The organism is Leuconostoc carnosum, assembly GCF_014207505.1.
In the GTDB taxonomy this organism is placed as follows: domain Bacteria; phylum Bacillota; class Bacilli; order Lactobacillales; family Lactobacillaceae; genus Leuconostoc; species Leuconostoc carnosum.
Map to the genome: position 1 here is coordinate 94,600 of NZ_JACHGL010000007.1, position 16,365 is coordinate 110,964.

At 37.5% G+C, this 16,365-nt stretch carries 16 protein-coding genes and 1 riboswitch; of the genes, 5 read left to right on the forward strand and 11 right to left on the reverse strand.

Annotated elements, in window-relative coordinates:
* Positions 1-48: 48 nt before the first annotated feature.
* The 4 genes from HNQ98_RS08240 to HNQ98_RS08255 all read right to left on the reverse strand — a co-directional run bounded on the left by HNQ98_RS08240 (position 49) and on the right by HNQ98_RS08255 (position 3,602).
* Positions 49-525 (reverse strand): DUF805 domain-containing protein, encoded by a 477-nt coding sequence (locus HNQ98_RS08240; protein WP_135197967.1) that lies wholly within the window; start codon positions 523-525, stop codon positions 49-51.
* Positions 526-609: 84 nt separating this feature from the next.
* A complete protein-coding gene (locus HNQ98_RS08245; RefSeq protein ID WP_135197966.1) occupies positions 610-1,188 on the reverse strand; it encodes a folate family ECF transporter S component in 579 nt (192 codons plus the stop codon).
* A gap of 43 nt (positions 1,189-1,231) precedes the next feature.
* A riboswitch (THF riboswitch) is annotated at positions 1,232-1,336 on the reverse strand.
* 67 nt (positions 1,337-1,403) lie between these two features.
* The gene (ubiE, locus tag HNQ98_RS08250) at positions 1,404-2,114 is read right to left on the reverse strand and encodes a bifunctional demethylmenaquinone methyltransferase/2-methoxy-6-polyprenyl-1,4-benzoquinol methylase UbiE (protein ID WP_135197965.1); all 711 of its coding nucleotides are present in this window, start codon (positions 2,112-2,114) and stop codon (positions 1,404-1,406) included.
* 48 nt (positions 2,115-2,162) lie between these two features.
* Positions 2,163-3,602, reverse strand: coding sequence for an o-succinylbenzoate--CoA ligase (locus tag HNQ98_RS08255; protein WP_135197964.1), 1,440 nt, complete (start codon positions 3,600-3,602; stop codon positions 2,163-2,165).
* 88 nt (positions 3,603-3,690) lie between these two features.
* On the opposite strand from HNQ98_RS08255, the gene HNQ98_RS08260 reads away from it, so the two are divergent.
* The 3 genes from HNQ98_RS08260 to HNQ98_RS08270 all read left to right on the forward strand — a co-directional run bounded on the left by HNQ98_RS08260 (position 3,691) and on the right by HNQ98_RS08270 (position 7,028).
* Positions 3,691-4,131: a CopY/TcrY family copper transport repressor gene (locus tag HNQ98_RS08260; RefSeq protein WP_184285043.1), complete on the forward strand. Its 441-nt coding sequence runs from the start codon at positions 3,691-3,693 to the stop codon at positions 4,129-4,131.
* Positions 4,121-6,160, forward strand: a complete 2,040-nt coding sequence (locus HNQ98_RS08265; protein WP_135197962.1) for a copper-translocating P-type ATPase — start codon at positions 4,121-4,123, stop codon at positions 6,158-6,160. Before HNQ98_RS08260 ends, HNQ98_RS08265 begins: the two co-directional genes overlap by 11 nt.
* A gap of 133 nt (positions 6,161-6,293) precedes the next feature.
* Positions 6,294-7,028, forward strand: coding sequence for an MIP/aquaporin family protein (locus HNQ98_RS08270; protein ID WP_327059299.1), 735 nt, complete (start codon positions 6,294-6,296; stop codon positions 7,026-7,028).
* A gap of 64 nt (positions 7,029-7,092) precedes the next feature.
* Here HNQ98_RS08270 and HNQ98_RS08275 read toward each other — a convergent pair whose 3' ends face one another.
* The 4 genes from HNQ98_RS08275 to HNQ98_RS08290 all read right to left on the reverse strand — a co-directional run bounded on the left by HNQ98_RS08275 (position 7,093) and on the right by HNQ98_RS08290 (position 11,886).
* Positions 7,093-8,010, reverse strand: coding sequence for an RluA family pseudouridine synthase (locus HNQ98_RS08275; protein ID WP_172600995.1), 918 nt, complete (start codon positions 8,008-8,010; stop codon positions 7,093-7,095).
* The gene (locus HNQ98_RS08280) at positions 8,010-8,468 is read right to left on the reverse strand and encodes a MerR family transcriptional regulator (protein ID WP_014973572.1); all 459 of its coding nucleotides are present in this window, start codon (positions 8,466-8,468) and stop codon (positions 8,010-8,012) included. Before HNQ98_RS08280 ends, HNQ98_RS08275 begins: the two co-directional genes overlap by 1 nt.
* Positions 8,469-8,513: 45 nt before the next feature.
* Positions 8,514-9,575 (reverse strand): glycosyltransferase, encoded by a 1,062-nt coding sequence (locus HNQ98_RS08285; protein ID WP_135197959.1) that lies wholly within the window; start codon positions 9,573-9,575, stop codon positions 8,514-8,516.
* 100 nt (positions 9,576-9,675) lie between these two features.
* On the reverse strand, positions 9,676-11,886 hold the full coding sequence (locus HNQ98_RS08290; RefSeq protein ID WP_184285044.1) for an LTA synthase family protein: 2,211 nt from the start codon (positions 11,884-11,886) through the stop codon (positions 9,676-9,678).
* A 49-nt stretch (positions 11,887-11,935) separates the two neighbouring features.
* On the opposite strand from HNQ98_RS08290, the gene HNQ98_RS08295 reads away from it, so the two are divergent.
* Complete coding sequence (locus HNQ98_RS08295; protein ID WP_135197957.1) at positions 11,936-12,376, forward strand: GNAT family N-acetyltransferase; 441 nt, start codon at positions 11,936-11,938, stop codon at positions 12,374-12,376.
* A 62-nt stretch (positions 12,377-12,438) separates the two neighbouring features.
* Here the strand turns inward: HNQ98_RS08295 and HNQ98_RS08300 are convergent, their stop codons facing one another.
* Together HNQ98_RS08300 and HNQ98_RS08305 are read right to left on the reverse strand one after the other, a co-directional pair.
* Positions 12,439-13,230 (reverse strand): DUF6681 family protein, encoded by a 792-nt coding sequence (locus tag HNQ98_RS08300; RefSeq protein ID WP_135198216.1) that lies wholly within the window; start codon positions 13,228-13,230, stop codon positions 12,439-12,441.
* Entirely contained in the window at positions 13,230-13,658 is a 429-nt protein-coding gene (locus tag HNQ98_RS08305) for a hypothetical protein (RefSeq protein WP_135197955.1), read from the reverse strand. The genes HNQ98_RS08300 and HNQ98_RS08305 overlap by 1 nt, the downstream gene beginning before the upstream one ends.
* A 272-nt stretch (positions 13,659-13,930) precedes the next feature.
* Here HNQ98_RS08305 and HNQ98_RS08310 point away from each other — a divergent pair, with 272 nt between their 5' ends.
* Complete coding sequence (locus tag HNQ98_RS08310) at positions 13,931-14,704, forward strand: TIGR01457 family HAD-type hydrolase (RefSeq protein WP_135197954.1); 774 nt, start codon at positions 13,931-13,933, stop codon at positions 14,702-14,704.
* A gap of 76 nt (positions 14,705-14,780) precedes the next feature.
* Here HNQ98_RS08310 and HNQ98_RS08315 read toward each other — a convergent pair whose 3' ends face one another.
* Positions 14,781-15,974 carry an MFS transporter gene (locus tag HNQ98_RS08315; protein ID WP_014973565.1) on the reverse strand — a complete coding sequence of 398 codons (1,194 nt, stop codon included), beginning with the start codon at positions 15,972-15,974 and terminating at the stop codon, positions 14,781-14,783.
* Positions 15,975-16,365: the final 391 nt, after the last annotated feature.

The following is a 16,365-nucleotide window of genomic DNA, read 5'->3' on the forward strand; positions in this document are numbered from 1 at the left end:
CCTTATATTTTACCAATAAAAAAGCGCCGACTTCTCGTCTACGCTTTTTTATTGGTATTTAGAACGTTTATTCGTTTTAGTAAACGTCAGCCACAGTGTAAATAGTAAGTTTGGTACCATCAAGAAAGATTCGTAAGGCGCTATGTCTAAGCCTAACGCGAGTAAAATCCCTGCCGCAATACAAGCTATAATTATTGGTAATAGTTGCCACCAACCTGAATAACCCATATCATGCAGTCGCCTAGTTTTTAAAGCTAAATTAGGCAAAATAACCACTACTGACATACAAACAGAAATCACTAATACCACAATTACTGTTTCTAAAAAAGATGATGAATTATTCTGAAAATGACCATGTTGACCAAAAAAAGTACCTAGTCCTGCAATAAGCACAATCACTATCGCTAAACTGATGTAAATTAATCCCCAAAACCAAGCCATCCAATTGTAAGCACTACGCGAACTTGAGCCTCGAAATGTATGGTACTTCTTAAAAAAATCAACTAATGATTCCCAAGCCGACATATATACTCCCCCTAAAATCAAATATTATCATAACATTGTTTGATTTTTATCACAATAAAAAAAACAGCCTAAGCTGTTTGACGATTATTTATGAAAAATCTGTTTTGTTGCCTGTTTCACTGCTGTATTATTCAAGAAAGCATAAGTAATGATAACTTGAATAGGATACATCATGGCAGACTTAATCGCACGTGGTATTAATAATGTAATAAATGAATCAACCGTGTGCACATGGGAATACATAATAAATAGCCATACTGTATTTAACCCAACATTCACAACTAGTGTAATTAACCCAACTGCCATTAATATTCTCAGCCAACTGACATGTAACTGTTCATAATAAAACAGTGCATAAATGAACGCCGCAACAATAGCACTCAATGTAAAACCAAGAAAAAATGTACCACTTGGATTCACAATGGTAGCATTAACGACATCCAATATAGCCGCAATAAACATCGTCCATATAGGACCGTACCATTTAGCAATCAGTGACATCGCAACAAACACAAAACTCACTTTAAGAACATTCGTTCCAACAGTTAGTTTCCCAAGAGCTAAATCAAGCCCCATAAGCAAAGCAAGTACCACAAATTGACGAATGTCTAATTTGGGTAAAGTCCAAGTGTTCCTAACACTTGTAGAATTTTGAACTGACATAGTTCTGAACCTCCGAGTGGAGTGTTCACCGAAAAAGGTACATTTTGGTGAATGTGATATCCGCACCGCATAAATGTTTTACCATTTACTTCGTTGAAGGCCCACATTCCGTTTCCTTCACACTTAACGCGCAGATATCTACCCCGTTTATTTTGTCATATTGACTTCCATATTATAACATCTTTCAACACGAACAATGACAAAACAATTATTAATTACTTTGTGGCATAATGTGCTGCAGCCGCGCCTAAATTAAAGCGTGAAATGGTTACTTTTTTAAAGCCCGTATTTAACATCAGCTTACCAAGCGTCATATAGTCCATAAAATTTTCAGTTGTTTGATCTAAATATTGATATTCAGTATATTTTCCATTAGCAAATATTTTACCGAAAACAGGCATCACTTTACCAAAATATAATTTCCAAAATGGTTTGATTATACGATTATCAGGTTGTGATGTTTCTAGTACAACTAATTGACCACCTGGTTTTAAAATACGAAACATTTCTTGCAAACCTAGTGTTGGATCTGGTAAATTTCGCAAGCCAAAACCAATTGTTACAATGTCAAATGTATGATCATCAAAAGGCAAAGCCATTGCATCCCCTTGCACAAGGGTAATTCTATCAGGGTAATCACTCAAGTCCACCTTTTTTTGACCAATAGCCAACATTTCTTCACTAAAATCAAGACCAGTGACGTGAGTCGTTTCGTCACTACTATCAGCCAAAGCCAAAGCCCAATCGGCCGTACCTGTCGCTAAATCAAGAATTTGTGCGCCCATAGGTATTGTCATCTTAGCCATAACCTTTTGACGCCATTTTTTGTGTGTACCGAAAGAAATAATATTATTCATTTTGTCATATTCAGGCGCAATTGTATTAAACAATGCCTTTACATCTGTATTTTTGGGTGATAAAGCCATATTATTTAAGCTTGATACTGTGACATGTTCTCAAGCTTTCCTCCTCTGTTATTGTAATTCCTCTAATTCAGGTACGTCTGCTGCGAAATAACGTCTTTGCACTTTCCCGCTAGCCGTACGATACCATTGTTTAGCAACGTAAAAATGCTGTGGTACTTTATAATGCGCTAATTTTTCTCGACCAAATTGCCTTAATTGACGCGCAGATACATGCGTATCTGAAACGACTGCAACTGGGACTGAACCCCACTTATCATCAGCCACGCCAAAAACAACTATCGCATCCAATCCCGGCATGTTGGCGTATGCTGACTCTACTTCATCTGGGAAAATATTTTCACCACCAGAGCTAATCATATCCCCTTCACGCCCTTGAATATATAAAAAACCATCCGCATCAAAATAACCAAAATCTTCTGTATTAAACCAACCATCTACTATATTATTAGATAATTGCTGGGAATTATTTAAATACCCTACCGTCAAGGTTGGCGTTTTGATCCAAATATTACCGGTAGTCGCTGGCTTACCTTGGGTATCACGTATTTCAACTGACACTGGGAATAGTGGTTTGCCAACAGATCCTAGTTTAGTTGTTATACTAGCGGCATCAAGTGCCACAACTTGTGATGCTGTTTCTGTCATACCATAGGACTGAATAATTGGAATTTGATGTGATTGTGCCTTTTCTAACGTTATTCGGTCTGTCGGCCCACCACCTAAAAGCATGGCTCTAAACTGCCGATTATAATTGGCATGCTCAGGTAACTGACCCACTAATTGTTGGAGCATTACCGGTACAACAGACATTGTTGTAATTGTATCATGAACTAACATATGGTTGATTTTTTCTGCATCAAATTTATCTATTAATATCACGTGCATACCATAAATCAAACTACGCATTAAAATGGAAAAGCCGCTAATATGAAAAATTGGTACAACCGCCAGCCAACTATCTTCAGCTGTCACACCAAGGTTCAAAGCACTGCCCACTGCTGACATAAAATGATTATGAAAAGTTTGCATCACACCCTTTGGTCGATTTGATGTACCTGAAGTATACATGATGCTCGTGACAAATTCATCAGGAAACTCGGCCATTGGCTGGATCTTTTCCCCTTCAGGTAGGGATGAAAATTTTAATTGACGATTAACAGCCAATACCCCATCATAGGCATCATCCGTTAATAATAACGTGACACCTGCATCCTGTAGCTGATAATTAACTTCATCAACGGATAACCGACGATTGATAAATACAATTGTTTGACCTAATTGTTGCAATGCCATAATTACTAAATAACCACTCAAGTTATTCGTCATAATCACTGCAATTTTGTCATTTTTGTCACCGATGGCTGCAATTTTACCAGCTACTCGGAGTGCTTGTTGATTCACTTCTAAAAATGTTAATTCTTTGTCTTGATAAGTTACGGCCACACGATTCGGTGTTAGACGTGCACGTTTTGTCAGCCAGTTTTCCATGATGTTAACCTCTTTAATAACTATACTATCATACCATTACTGACAAATTTACCTTGCATTTATTAATCTACAGTTGTAAACTAAAGATATGATAACACATGAACAAACAATGACAACAAGTGAATGGGAAGTAATGCGCATCATATGGACATTAAATGAGGCCACCAGTAAACAAATTATTCATTTTATGCGCCTCAAAAAGAATTGGGCCCCTTCCACTGTCAAAACACTCATTACCCGTCTACAAAAAAAAGGCTACTTAACTGATAATGGTGCGCCACGCGACCGTCTCTATTTACCGATTATCAGCGAACAAGAAGCCATGCATCATGCACTAGCACACACAATTGGCGCGATGTGTGCGATGTACGTTGGTCAGTCACTAGCAGAGGTGCTACCTGATATCACACTGTCTCGCGATGACATTACCCAATTACAAAGCGTATTACAAAAGAAATTAACACAAGCACCAACCACAGTTGCCTGTGATTGTTTACCAAAAGAAAGGATCACTCACCATGTCCACTAATCCACACAATCATCAAATGAATCACGAACAAGAAAATCACATGTCCCATAATCATTCACAGCATAATGAGACATCACATCTGTCTATGACTAGTCCGGGTATGGCATCAATGGACATGCATGATATGAAGCGTCGTTTCTGGTGGTCATTTGCTTTAATGATACCAATCATTGTCATCACACCGTTTATGGGCATCACACTGCCATTCACTCTAACATTTCCCGGTAGTATTTGGTTAACAGCTATACTATCACTCATCCTTTATATCATTGGTTCCAAACCTTTTTTTGAGGGTGCCAAAAATGAAATCAAAGCCAGAAAACCAGCCATGATGAGTTTAATTACTATGGGGCTATTCGTTACTTTTTGGTATTCCATATATGCCCTAATTGTAAACCAACTGTTTCACGTGGAACATATCATGGATTTTTTCTGGGAATTCGCGACTTTGACCGTCATCATGTTATTAGGCCATCGTATTGAAATGACCGCCACAATGCAAGCCGGCGACGCGACATCCAAACTTCGGGCACTCTTGCCCAATATTGCTCATATCAAACATGGTAATGAAATCATGGATATGCCCATTGCTACGCTTAAAAACGACATGGTGATACAGGTATTGGCTGGCGAAGCTTTTCCAGCTGATGGCACCGTACTAAGTGGGTATAGCCAAGTTAATGAATCGTTAATGACTGGCGAAAGCCAACTCATCGACAAAACTAAAAATAGCCCTATCATAAGTGGCACAATAAATGGTAATGGTACATTAGACGTTCGCGTGACCAATGTCGGTTCGAAGTCTTTTATTGGTCAACTACAAACGATCTTATCAGATTCACAAGACAAAAAATCGCGTGCAGAAACACTCGCCGATCGCGTTGCATCTTACCTTTTCTGGATTGCTCTGGCTTTTGCCATCACTGCGTTCGTTATTTGGACTTATTTACGCGGTGTCAGTGCAGCAACCAATATCGCAGTGACCGTTCTGGTCATCGCTTGCCCCCACGCATTGGGTTTGGCCGTACCGCTAGTGATTCAACGTACAAAGTCAATTGCCGCTTCACAAGGTATTCTAATTAAAAACCGCAAAGCACTGACAGCTGGTAATCATTTACGATATGCTTTAATGGATAAAACAGGCACCCTGACAACCGGTCAATTTACCATCACACGCATTGTCACATATGACTTCGACAAAATGAAAGCTATATCCATCATGGCTGCCCTTGATAGGCAATCAACACATCCACTCGCCAAATCAATTGTTAACTATGCTAAAAGTACTAACGCACCGCATCAGCATGCCCAGCACGTAGAAAATATTGCAGGGTACGGTGTCTCTGGTATGATCGATGACATGCACTACTTATTAGTTTCGGCACGTTATTTAAAAGAAAACCAGGTAGCATTTACACCACTGACAGATGACGGTTCAATTTCGTATCTCTTGCGTCATAACCAAGTCATTGCTGCAGTCGTTCAAGGTGACACTATTAAAGATACTGCAAAAGATTTCGTCAATCATCTCGTAGCACAAGATATTCAACCCGTGTTAGTTACTGGTGATAACACAAAAGCTGCTTCAGCTGCAGCCGAAACACTCGGTATTACAGATGTTCATTCACAAGTTTCGCCTCAAGAAAAAATTGATCTCATCACACAATACCAGGCTCGCGGTGATGTTTTGATGATTGGGGATGGCATTAATGACGCGCCTGCTCTAGCACAAGCAAACCTATCCATTGCCATTGGTGCTGGTACCGAAGTTGCTCAGGCATCTGCCGATGCTATTTTAATTGCTGACCAATTGCCTAAAATCATTACTTTCCTTTCACTCATTAAACATGCCAATGCAAAACAAATCCAAAATCTATGGTGGGCAACAGGTTACAATATCATTGCCATTCCATTGGCGGCCGGCGTATTTGCATGGATTGGTTTAATGATCAATCCAATGTTTGGTGCCATTGCCATGTCAATATCTACTGTTATTGTTGCCTTAAATGCATTAACACTAAAATATTAAACCGATTAACACAAAAAATTATGACTTAGCTATTCTTTATGTTATATTAATTTTTCTAAGTCATTTAACAATTACTTAATCTGGACGTGTATAATTAAATATATTGGTAATTTTAGATATATTAAGGAGAAAGATATTCATGCGTAAATACATCGCAGAATTTTTAGGAACATTTATTTTAGTGTTCGTCGGAACTGGTAGTGTCGTTTATTCATCCGCTACTGCACAATCACCCTTGACCATTGGTTTAGCCTTTGGTTTGGCTCTGATGGTGGCCATTTATGCCTTCGGTCATATTTCTGGTGGTCACTTCAACCCAGCTGTGTCATTATCAATGGCCATCCAAAAACGCCTATCTTGGCTTGATTTCGCTTGGTATGTTGTGGCGCAATTATTGGGTGCTATTGTGGCTTCAGCAGCTGTTCTAGGTGGTGTTGCCAGTTACTTAAAAACATCAACAGTGACTCAAGCTTTATCTGGTCAAAAAATGTCAGTTAAACAATTCATTGACTTAGCTGGTATGGGTCAAACAAACTTCACTGATGGTCAAGGTATTTCAGCTTTTGCATTTGAATTTGGTTTGACATTCTTGTTTATTCTTGTTATTTCTATTGTGACTAAGCTTGCCAACGTGCCTGCACCAGTTGTGATTGGTTTATTCTTAGCTGTCTTAATCATTGTTGCATTGCCAATTACTGGTGGTGCATTCAACCCAGCTCGTGCTTTGTCACCAGCCATCTTCGTGCAAGGTAAGGCTTTGACCAATGTTTGGGTATACATTGTTGCCGACTTACTTGGTGGTGTCTTAGCAGCATTCGTAGCTAACTTCTTTAACTCAAAATCTGAAGCACCTGCTACCCAAGATTAATTAAACGTTTATTGATAAACAAAAAGAACATCTCATATGAGATGTTCTTTTTGTTTATCAATACCTAATCAATCATCAGCTGTCTCGGAAAATCAACAGGCAACGCGCCAGTAATGATTTTATGACCACCATCAAAAGGCAATGGTAATTCAATACTGACAGAGTGTAACATCATACGCGTTGCTTCACTCTGTGAACCATACAGTGAGTCACCAATAATAGGGTGCCCAACGCTAGCGAGATGCACTCGAATTTGATGCATACGACCAGTTTCTAACTGTAAACGAAGAAGTGAATTTTGATAAACAGTATGAATACACGTCCAATGCGTTATTGCTGTTTGCGCATCTATACCATTAATCCACCGTTTGCGATCATTCAAGAAATCAACACCGATCGGCACATTAATGCTCCCATTTCGCTCGCCCATTGCACCTGTGACCCAGGCTAAATACGTACGCTTAATTATTTTTTCAGATAATAATCGATTTAAAATTGGCACAACCACCGGATTCTTTGCGACGATAACTAGACCTGACGTTTCACGATCAATACGATGGACCATATAAGGCTTGGCCTGCGCACTCGCACTCAGCAGTTGCCGCATCTGAAAATTAGCGGCTAAATAGTTCAATAAGGTATCTGTTTCTGTTATTGAATGTGGGTGCATCTTCATACCAGCTGGTTTATCAACGATAACAAAATCATCGTTTTCAAAAACAATCGCTACTTGTTGTTTATCATTTGGTAAATAATGCGATTCACTCGTTCGAAAATCATCATTTTCAAACAATAGCGTCAGCACATCACCTGTTTTTAATACATAATTCGTTGGTACCTCATGATCATTAACACGAAAATGTTGTTTCATTCGTAGTGCACCGCGAATACGTTGTGGAATAAGCCAACTAATAAATAGCGCTTTAATTGTTTTGCCAACCTGCCCATCGCAAACAGTGATTTGATAATGCCAACTTGTCATCATGTGCATTCATTATTTGCCGTATCGACCAAACGATATTTAATTTTATCGTCCTCAAGATAGGCATATAACCACTGTGTTTCTGTATCATCAAAGTATCCTAGATTAATTTTGGACTTATCGCCATCTATTTCTAGCCCTTGAAAAGCTACTTTCACGATTTGTTTAATAATCATAAAATTTTCGAACTGTTTTTCAGCAGCAATAACCGCGTCATGCAGTGATTCGCCATCATCTAAATGTTGTTTGATGATAGATACCTTAACATATGCGTGTAAACCATACAAACGTGACTCATTGTCACCACCGCGGTCAATAGCTAATACATAACCTTGCTTCTCCCAGTACCGTAACTGACGTGTCGATACACCTGTCATTCGTGCTAATTCACCAATTCGAAATCTCATATTCTCAAACGTCGGTTTTTTAAATTGTTTTAAATCTGATTCTTGATTCATATTCGAAAGCCTCTAATAATTTGATATATGCGATGAGTTATTTGTTCATTTTTCACTAAAAATCGTTTCCCATTGCGTTAAAATAGGTGCTATTTTAAAATCCTCAACGCGTGCTAAACTTTGATCAGCATACGTCTGTCGTAACTTCTTATCATGCAATAATGGTGCAATTGCCTCATAGAATGCATTAACATCGCCATTATCAGTTAAAATACCATATTGCCCTTCATTTAACACTTCCGCTGCGCCTGTATTACGCATAGCCGCAATTGGCAAACCAAAGCTCATTGCTTCAGCTAAAACTAAAGGCAGCCCTTCCCAACGTGAAGTTTGTACAAATAAACTAGCATTTTGATAATGTGATCTTAACGCATCATCCTTCAAAGAACCTCTATAAATAATTTTGTTCTCAGCATGATATTTTTCAATCAATGACTTAAATATTGCCATATCTTCATCGCTACCACCACCTGCCATAGCTAGTTGCCAATCATCGGGTAGCTTAGCCGCTAACTGTACTGCAAAATCAATTCCCTTATGTTGAATGGCAATTCGAGCTGTAAAAGCAATCAGATGTTGCGATAAATCTGAGTGACCACTGGGCGTAATTGTTAATGGATTCCATATTTTAACGGTTCTATTATATTGAGAAAACCCAGATAAATCAGATTCCGTCAACGATACAATAACATCTAGGGCACGCAAACCAGCAATAAACTCATCTTCAAGGTCAGCATAATACTGTTTTAAATAAGTCACGACATTATTATGCATCCAACCAATGAGCTGTGTATGAGGTAACGTTAAACGTGCCGCAAAACTTGACAATAGACCACCTGACAAAATAACGACATCAAAATCACTTGCTACTTGATTAAATTCTGAAATTTGAGTAGCAAACCGCTCAAAAGGCTTTACGCCATTATCCAGTGTTACTGGTGTTTTACCGAAAATCAGCGGCGCTTCTAAATTATAAAATGGTTCTAAATCGGAAAAGCTATAATATGACACCTCATGATTTTCAACCAAAGCGTTACCAACAACAGTTGTCGCACGCTTCAAACCGCCTAAACCAATGTTCTCTAAAGCAATCAATATTTTTGTCATGTGCATCTCTCCCATGTGACATTGCCTCTATTGTACCAAAAAAGTCAACAAAAAAACCAACTGCTGACTATTTATACCACCAGCAGTTGGTATTGTTGACTTACTCACTTTGACTCCAGTCATCTGCGTTCCTTGGCATCAAACGTGTTGAATCAGTTGTTTCATCATTTGCCTCAGGCGCGTCAGTGACATACTGACTCAGAGTCGATTTATTGCCATTTTTTGCCAATAAACTCTTTGAATCTTGCCCGAGTGATTTATTTTGCTTGGTTAAACGATTTTGAGTTGCTATCTTACTATAGTTAAATTTATCAGCATCAATTGGTTTAAACTTTTTAGGTGTATAAAAACATAATAAGTTCTTTTGATTCAAATTATCTGACATTGCCAGTTTCTTGTTAACACTACTCTGAATATCATCAAATTTTTTCTGCAAACTCGCGCTTGGTTTCACAATGATCTCGTTTGTTTTAACAGACCAATAGCGCCCAGATAAACTCGCATAAGTTGGTGTAATCCAGTCCTTATTACGGAAAGCAACAACATTGGAACGATCTTTGCTCAATAGATCTTGTCCAAGTTGAATATAAGATTTAGTACTTATGCCTAACAAATGCTCAATTGTTGGGGCCACATCAATTTCACCACCAAACTGGTGGTCAATATATCCCTTTTTCATACCAGGAATATGTACTATGAACGGCACACGTTGTAGATTCGCGTTATCCAAATCCCCCCATTTATCACTATCTTTGCCTAAAACAGAGGCTAAATACTTCGCATCTGTATTTGGAATACCATAATGATCGCCATACATGACTACCATTGTATTGTCATATAGACCAGATTTTTTCAAATAGGTAAAGAATTCTTTAACAGCTTCATCTAAGTAATGATTGGTCACAAAATAATTATCGACCAATGCCGATCCTGTATCTGATGTTACAAACTCTGGGTCTAAGTCTGCTCGATCTAAGGTAAATGGCGTATGGTTTGTCACAGTCAGATATTTCGCATAGAATGGCTGTTGCAATAATTCTAAATAAGGTACCGAATCACGGAATAATAACTTATCTTTTAAGCCCCATGTTGTGGCTTTTTTACCAGTAGAGTCAAAATAATCACTAGATATCCAATTTTGATATCCCATATGTTTATAAACATTGTTACGATTCCAAAATGTACCTTGATTCCCATGGAACACAGCACTTGAATAGCCAGCACGTTGTTGCAAAATACCTGGCATGGCCTGAAAGGTTTGATCGTTGCCTAATTTGGAAAATAGCGATCCTTGTGGCAAACCAAAGGTAGAAGTTTCTAGCATGTTTTCAGCGTCTGAAGTTTTACCCTGCCCCACCTGATTAAAGAAATTATCAAAAGCAATTGTTCCTTGATCATGATAAATGCTATTCAAAAACGGTGTCACTTCTTGTCCATTAATGCGCCGATCAATTGACATCTGTTGGAAACTTTCCAAATGAAGTACAATAACGTTTTTACCCTTTGCTTTACCATAAAACTCAGGGTTAATGCCAGCATAGTGCTTGGAAACATAATCTTTTACCTGAGTTAATTCCTTTGGTGTTGCACTTTTACGTACCTGTTCTGTTTGGTATGTATTAAAAGCATCAAATATCGTAAATGGTCCGAGACCCAGATATTTAACCATATATTCTCGATCAAATTGACGTGTGAGTAGTTGTGGTCGATCAATATCGGAAAATAATAGGTTAGCCATGAAGATAAATACACCAACTGTAAATATTTTAAATGGCTTAAAACGTGGTAATAATTGATTATCAAACTTAATTTTTCGCAACACAAGCAAGACAATTAATATGATAATATCCACCCAAAATAAAATGTCATGAATATTAAAAGCTATCGCACCAGCTGCTTTTCCACCCTGATTCACTGTTTTATAGCCAAGTATCGTATTAATTGACATAAAATCCGAGAACTCACGAAAATAAATGACATTCAGATATAACAATAATGACATTAACCCATTTAAGATAATTAATGCCCCATAATAAATCGGCTTTGATTTAATAAACAAGATTAAACTAAAGAGCATCACAGTGAATCCAATTGGATTCACTAACATTAAAATAATTTGAAACAAGTCTTGAACATGTAACCACTGAAAATCGGCGCCATAAGCTAGAATAGTTTTAAGCGTTAAGAAAACAATTGTCCACATAAAAAAACCTATGCGGGTATTTAATTGATTTAACCAATTTTTAGGTGATAAAATATGATCCCAAAAATTATTTAAACTTTTTTTTGCTCGTTTTTTCATAATTTCCATTATACCAATAACCTATGCATCTTGTATAAAATCTTGTTATAATAACAGCATGACAATAGAAATCACACACCAAGTTGGATTAGGAAAAGTCCATGATGATGCACTTAAAATCCGTAAAGCCGTTTTTGTTGCCGAACAAGGCGTTAGTCTCGTTGATGAAATAGACACACCCAGCAATGAAGAATCTGCACGCCATTTTGTAGCCTATGTTGATGGTACCCTTGCGGCTACTGCACGTGCGTTAGAAGAAGAACCTGGTGTCTGGCATATTCAACGTGTCGCGACATTATACCCCTTACGTGGTAAGGGTTTGGGCGCTAATTTGATAGCTTTCATAGAAAATACTGCAACCAATTATGATATTCACACACTATATTTAGGTGCTCAAATTCAAGCCAAAGGATTTTATGAGCGCCTTGGTTTTAGTTCTTATGGTGATGAATTTTTGGATGCTGGTATCTGGCATGTTCACATGAAAAAATCCTGTTAATTACCACTCGCTATGTATATAAAACCTCGACATACTAACTGATGTCGAGGTTTTATATTACCCTAACGTCTTTTTTCATAAGCGACTTCAACTTTTAGACTGTATGGCCCCTCAGTTTCAATCAGCTCTGTCCGTGTTGCTGTATGACCAATACCTCCATTGAGGACAACTGATGCTAGTGCAAGATGATATTTCTCCATCGCCTGTCGAGCTGGTACCATGCCAACCATGCTCAATGTCGCTAACTCACGTGCTTGCAATTGGTTAACACCCCCCATTATTTTTACCGTATTATCTGTTGTCACCATATCAAAATAAGGTAATAACGTGCCCGGATGGTTAGCAAAAATAATATCATGCTGTGCTATAATATGACGCTGTGCTTGCGTTCCAAGATGTCCATAATTAGTGCTCATCAATCCTAATTGCTCTAATTCAGTTGCTAAAAGGTCCATATTAGCCTGTTGTGTAGCGTTGGTATCGACTACACCTGGCATAACATCTTGACGCTCATAAAGCCCATTAGCTGGCATAATAACTGTCTGCTGCTGTGTTTCTTCTTCAATATGGGGGCCTCCTAACAATTTTTCAATATACGGTGACACATCCCACTTTGTAACTGATTTTGTAAAATAATACAAAATATTTAAAAAGACAAAATATAATAACAGTATAAACACGCCAGCAATCAACGTGCCACGTAACCAACGCCCGTTGGCGAAGAAGCGATATGCCAAATACAATAGGTACCACACACCTATGGCGCTAACAACTGTATAAATACGCCCTTTTGTCTTTGAATTAGTGGTAAAATAACCAAGATAATGGTTTATCAGATCAAGAATTGTTAACATTATTGTGTTTCCTCCGAACTACTGGTGGCACTATTTTGTGAAACAGCTGAGGATGTATTAGCGCTTGATGTACTGCCATCTTTATTTTCTTGTTGTCCACTGCTAGCATTAGACGCAGATGATGAACTTACAGAAGAAGATGATGCATCACTGTCACTCGTTGTTGTTGCCGCTGATGACTCTGACGTTGATTCTGAAGACGCATCTGATGTACTATTACTACTACTCGACTTATCCACCATCTTTGAACTACTTGTTTGAGAATCGCTTTCTGAAGGCATTACACTACTTTGTTCTGGTGGTCTTTTACCACCTTCATTAGTTCCTGTCGCAACATTAACGGCTAAATTAGCCGCACTAATGGCAATAATAAATGAAACAATTGCTGAAGGTATTAAAAATGGGGGTGTTCGATATTTTTTTGCCATGATTTCTCCAAAAGATTATTCGGCCATACATGATACAGCCCGAATTGCATAATTCTATTTTACTCGTTTGATATTATATCTGTATAAAAATGTCTTTAGAAAACGAAAACCCACAATTACTTGTGGGCGGACATTTTATAAAATGTTTTAGGAGATTTTATTTTAGGGAGATTGAGATTGGAGAGAAGTCCGTTGATTCGTTGTTTGATATCAACACTTGTTGATGTATATAATATAATTAATTGAAATTAAATGGAGATTAAATACAAAATATGAAAAAATACAAAGCTTATTTCATTGATTTAGATGGTACAATTTATCGTGGTAAAACAAAATACCCTAGTGGCAAACGATTTATTGATCGTTTAAAAAAAGAAAATATACCTTACTTATTTGTTACGAATAATTCTACTAAAAGCCCTGCTGATGTCGCGGCCAATTTAACGACTAATCATGATATCACCACTACTCCAGATCAAATATACACTAGTGCGCTGGCAACAGCTGATTATTTGATAACTATCCTACCACCACATGCTAAAATATATGTCATTGGTGAGCCTGGATTATGCGAAGCCTTATTAAACGCAGGCTTTAATTTATCATCTGATACAGATGTACAAGCAGTCATTGTTGGTTTAGATCGTGATATTAACTACGAAAAACTAACAGTCGCCACATTAGCGATTAACGCCGGTGCAAAATTTATCGCCACAAACCGTGATACAAATTTGCCAACAGAACGTGGTATGACTCCTGGAGCTGGCGCCTTAATTGCTGCCGTTCAAACAGCGACACAAACCACCCCAATAGTCATTGCAAAACCCGAATCTCCTATTATGACTGGTGCCTTAAAGCGTATGAATTTGCAAAAAATAGACGTTATCATGGTTGGCGACAACTATAATACAGATATTCTGGCAGGCATTAATAATGATATTGACACGCTATTGGTTTATTCTGGTGTCTCAACACATGAACAAATTCAAAATACCTCTGTTAAACCTACCCACGAAGTAGAAACACTTGATGATTGGCAATTATAAAATAGCAAAAACCCATTGGTGGTATAAAAATACCACCAATGGGTTTTTGCTATTTTTTATTTTAAATGATAGACATTTAGGCTAATTTTTTAGCAGGTTGTGAACTCTTTTTACCTGACTTATAGAAAAGAAGATAAAGAATTGCAGATACTACTGGAATTGCTGCTGCAATAAAGTATAATCCTCTAAATGAAACTTGTCCGTGCAATGCACCAAAGACATATGGTCCTACACCTAAACCAAGATCCAAACCGATGAAGTAGGTTGACAGCGCAATACCAATTCGATGACTAGATACCAATTTCAAAGTAACTGCCTGTCCATTGGACATAAATGTACCATATCCCAAACCAATAAATGCACCTGATACTAATAACATTAATCCATTCGTGGTCAATCCTAGCACGATTAAACCAAGTGTCAAGAAAATGTAACTCGGATACATCACATAGTTTTCACCATAGCGATCAAAGATGCGACCAGACATAGGGCGTGTTACCGTCACTATACCAGCATAAACTACGAAGAAGAATGAACTAATCGATACAAGATTTATGCTTTGTGCATATGATGCTAAGAAAGATAGAACACTTGAATATGAGAGCCCCATCAAAAATCCAATGAAAGCAATCAATAATACTTTATATTCAATAAAACTTGAAACTTTCCAAGACTTTAATTCTGCTAAATGTTCTGCAGTTAATTTTACATTATTAATTTGAATAGCAAACAGCGCAATCATTGACAAAGCAATCATAGCAACTGATAGCAACACAATAAAGTGGAAACTCGTCATATTTAACAACAGTAAACCAATAAACGGTCCGATAGCTGCAGCTAAACTCGTACTTAATCCGTAATAGTTAATACCTTCACCTTTACGATTTTCAGGAATAAATTCGGTAACAATAGCATTTAATGCTGTTGATGTCATTCCATACGCAAATCCGTTTAATAAACGAACAATATCTAAGGTACCTATAGTTGGTATTGTTAAGTAAGCAATTGTAGTAATTAAATAAAAAATCACTCCCCAACGTGCTACGCGTTTTCGTCCGATTAATTCTAGTTCTTTTCCCATAATTAATCGTGCTAGCAGGGTACCAATAATGTAAATTCCTGATGCCATTCCAGCTTGTCCAAAACTCGCATGTAATTCATTGTGTGCAATGACAGCAATAATAACCATCATTAGATAATACACAAGATACACAATAAAGTTAATAATCGTAATTGTAATAAAACCTTTATTAAATAATTTGTCTTCCATAAGTCCATTCTCAATTTTTCACCGACACAACATTTTTTTCAAGAAAATATTGCTACGTGGGTGATGGGGACAATCTTAATACGGTCTTTACGCTATCCATTTTCAGAAACCTTCATTCATTTTTGCACTATTCTTTACACAAACAATTGTAAATAAAAAACGGCTGTTCTTAGAGTACCACTTTTTCACAAGCAGCGCAAAAAAATTTCACAATCTCATTTAATTGTAAAGTACGTTGACAACTAGGAGTTAATCAATAGACAATTAAATAAATAGTTAGTGAAATGTCATTTTCAAAGACAAAAAAAGCAAGGCACTCACGTGACTTGCTTCATCTGATGGGCCTGACAGGACTCGAACCTGTGACCCCTGCGTTATCAACACAGTGCTC

Coding starts and splice junctions, on each gene's coding strand:
- HNQ98_RS08245 (WP_135197966.1), bottom strand. CDS start 1,188: ATGTCAGTTCAAAATTCTACAAGTGTTAGGAACACTTGGACTTTACCC.
- HNQ98_RS08240 (WP_135197967.1), bottom strand. CDS start 525: ATGTCGGCTTGGGAATCATTAGTTGATTTTTTTAAGAAGTACCATACA.
- HNQ98_RS08265 (WP_135197962.1), top strand. CDS start 4,121: ATGTCCACTAATCCACACAATCATCAAATGAATCACGAACAAGAAAAT.
- HNQ98_RS08255 (WP_135197964.1), bottom strand. CDS start 3,602: ATGGAAAACTGGCTGACAAAACGTGCACGTCTAACACCGAATCGTGTG.
- HNQ98_RS08305 (WP_135197955.1), bottom strand. CDS start 13,658: ATGGCAAAAAAATATCGAACACCCCCATTTTTAATACCTTCAGCAATT.
- HNQ98_RS08295 (WP_135197957.1), top strand. CDS start 11,936: ATGACAATAGAAATCACACACCAAGTTGGATTAGGAAAAGTCCATGAT.
- HNQ98_RS08300 (WP_135198216.1), bottom strand. CDS start 13,230: ATGTTAACAATTCTTGATCTGATAAACCATTATCTTGGTTATTTTACC.
- HNQ98_RS08275 (WP_172600995.1), bottom strand. CDS start 8,010: ATGACAAGTTGGCATTATCAAATCACTGTTTGCGATGGGCAGGTTGGC.
- HNQ98_RS08315 (WP_014973565.1), bottom strand. CDS start 15,974: ATGGAAGACAAATTATTTAATAAAGGTTTTATTACAATTACGATTATT.
- HNQ98_RS08260 (WP_184285043.1), top strand. CDS start 3,691: ATGATAACACATGAACAAACAATGACAACAAGTGAATGGGAAGTAATG.
- HNQ98_RS08310 (WP_135197954.1), top strand. CDS start 13,931: ATGAAAAAATACAAAGCTTATTTCATTGATTTAGATGGTACAATTTAT.
- ubiE (WP_135197965.1), bottom strand. CDS start 2,114: ATGGCTTTATCACCCAAAAATACAGATGTAAAGGCATTGTTTAATACA.
- HNQ98_RS08285 (WP_135197959.1), bottom strand. CDS start 9,575: ATGACAAAAATATTGATTGCTTTAGAGAACATTGGTTTAGGCGGTTTG.
- HNQ98_RS08280 (WP_014973572.1), bottom strand. CDS start 8,468: ATGAATCAAGAATCAGATTTAAAACAATTTAAAAAACCGACGTTTGAG.
- HNQ98_RS08290 (WP_184285044.1), bottom strand. CDS start 11,886: ATGGAAATTATGAAAAAACGAGCAAAAAAAAGTTTAAATAATTTTTGG.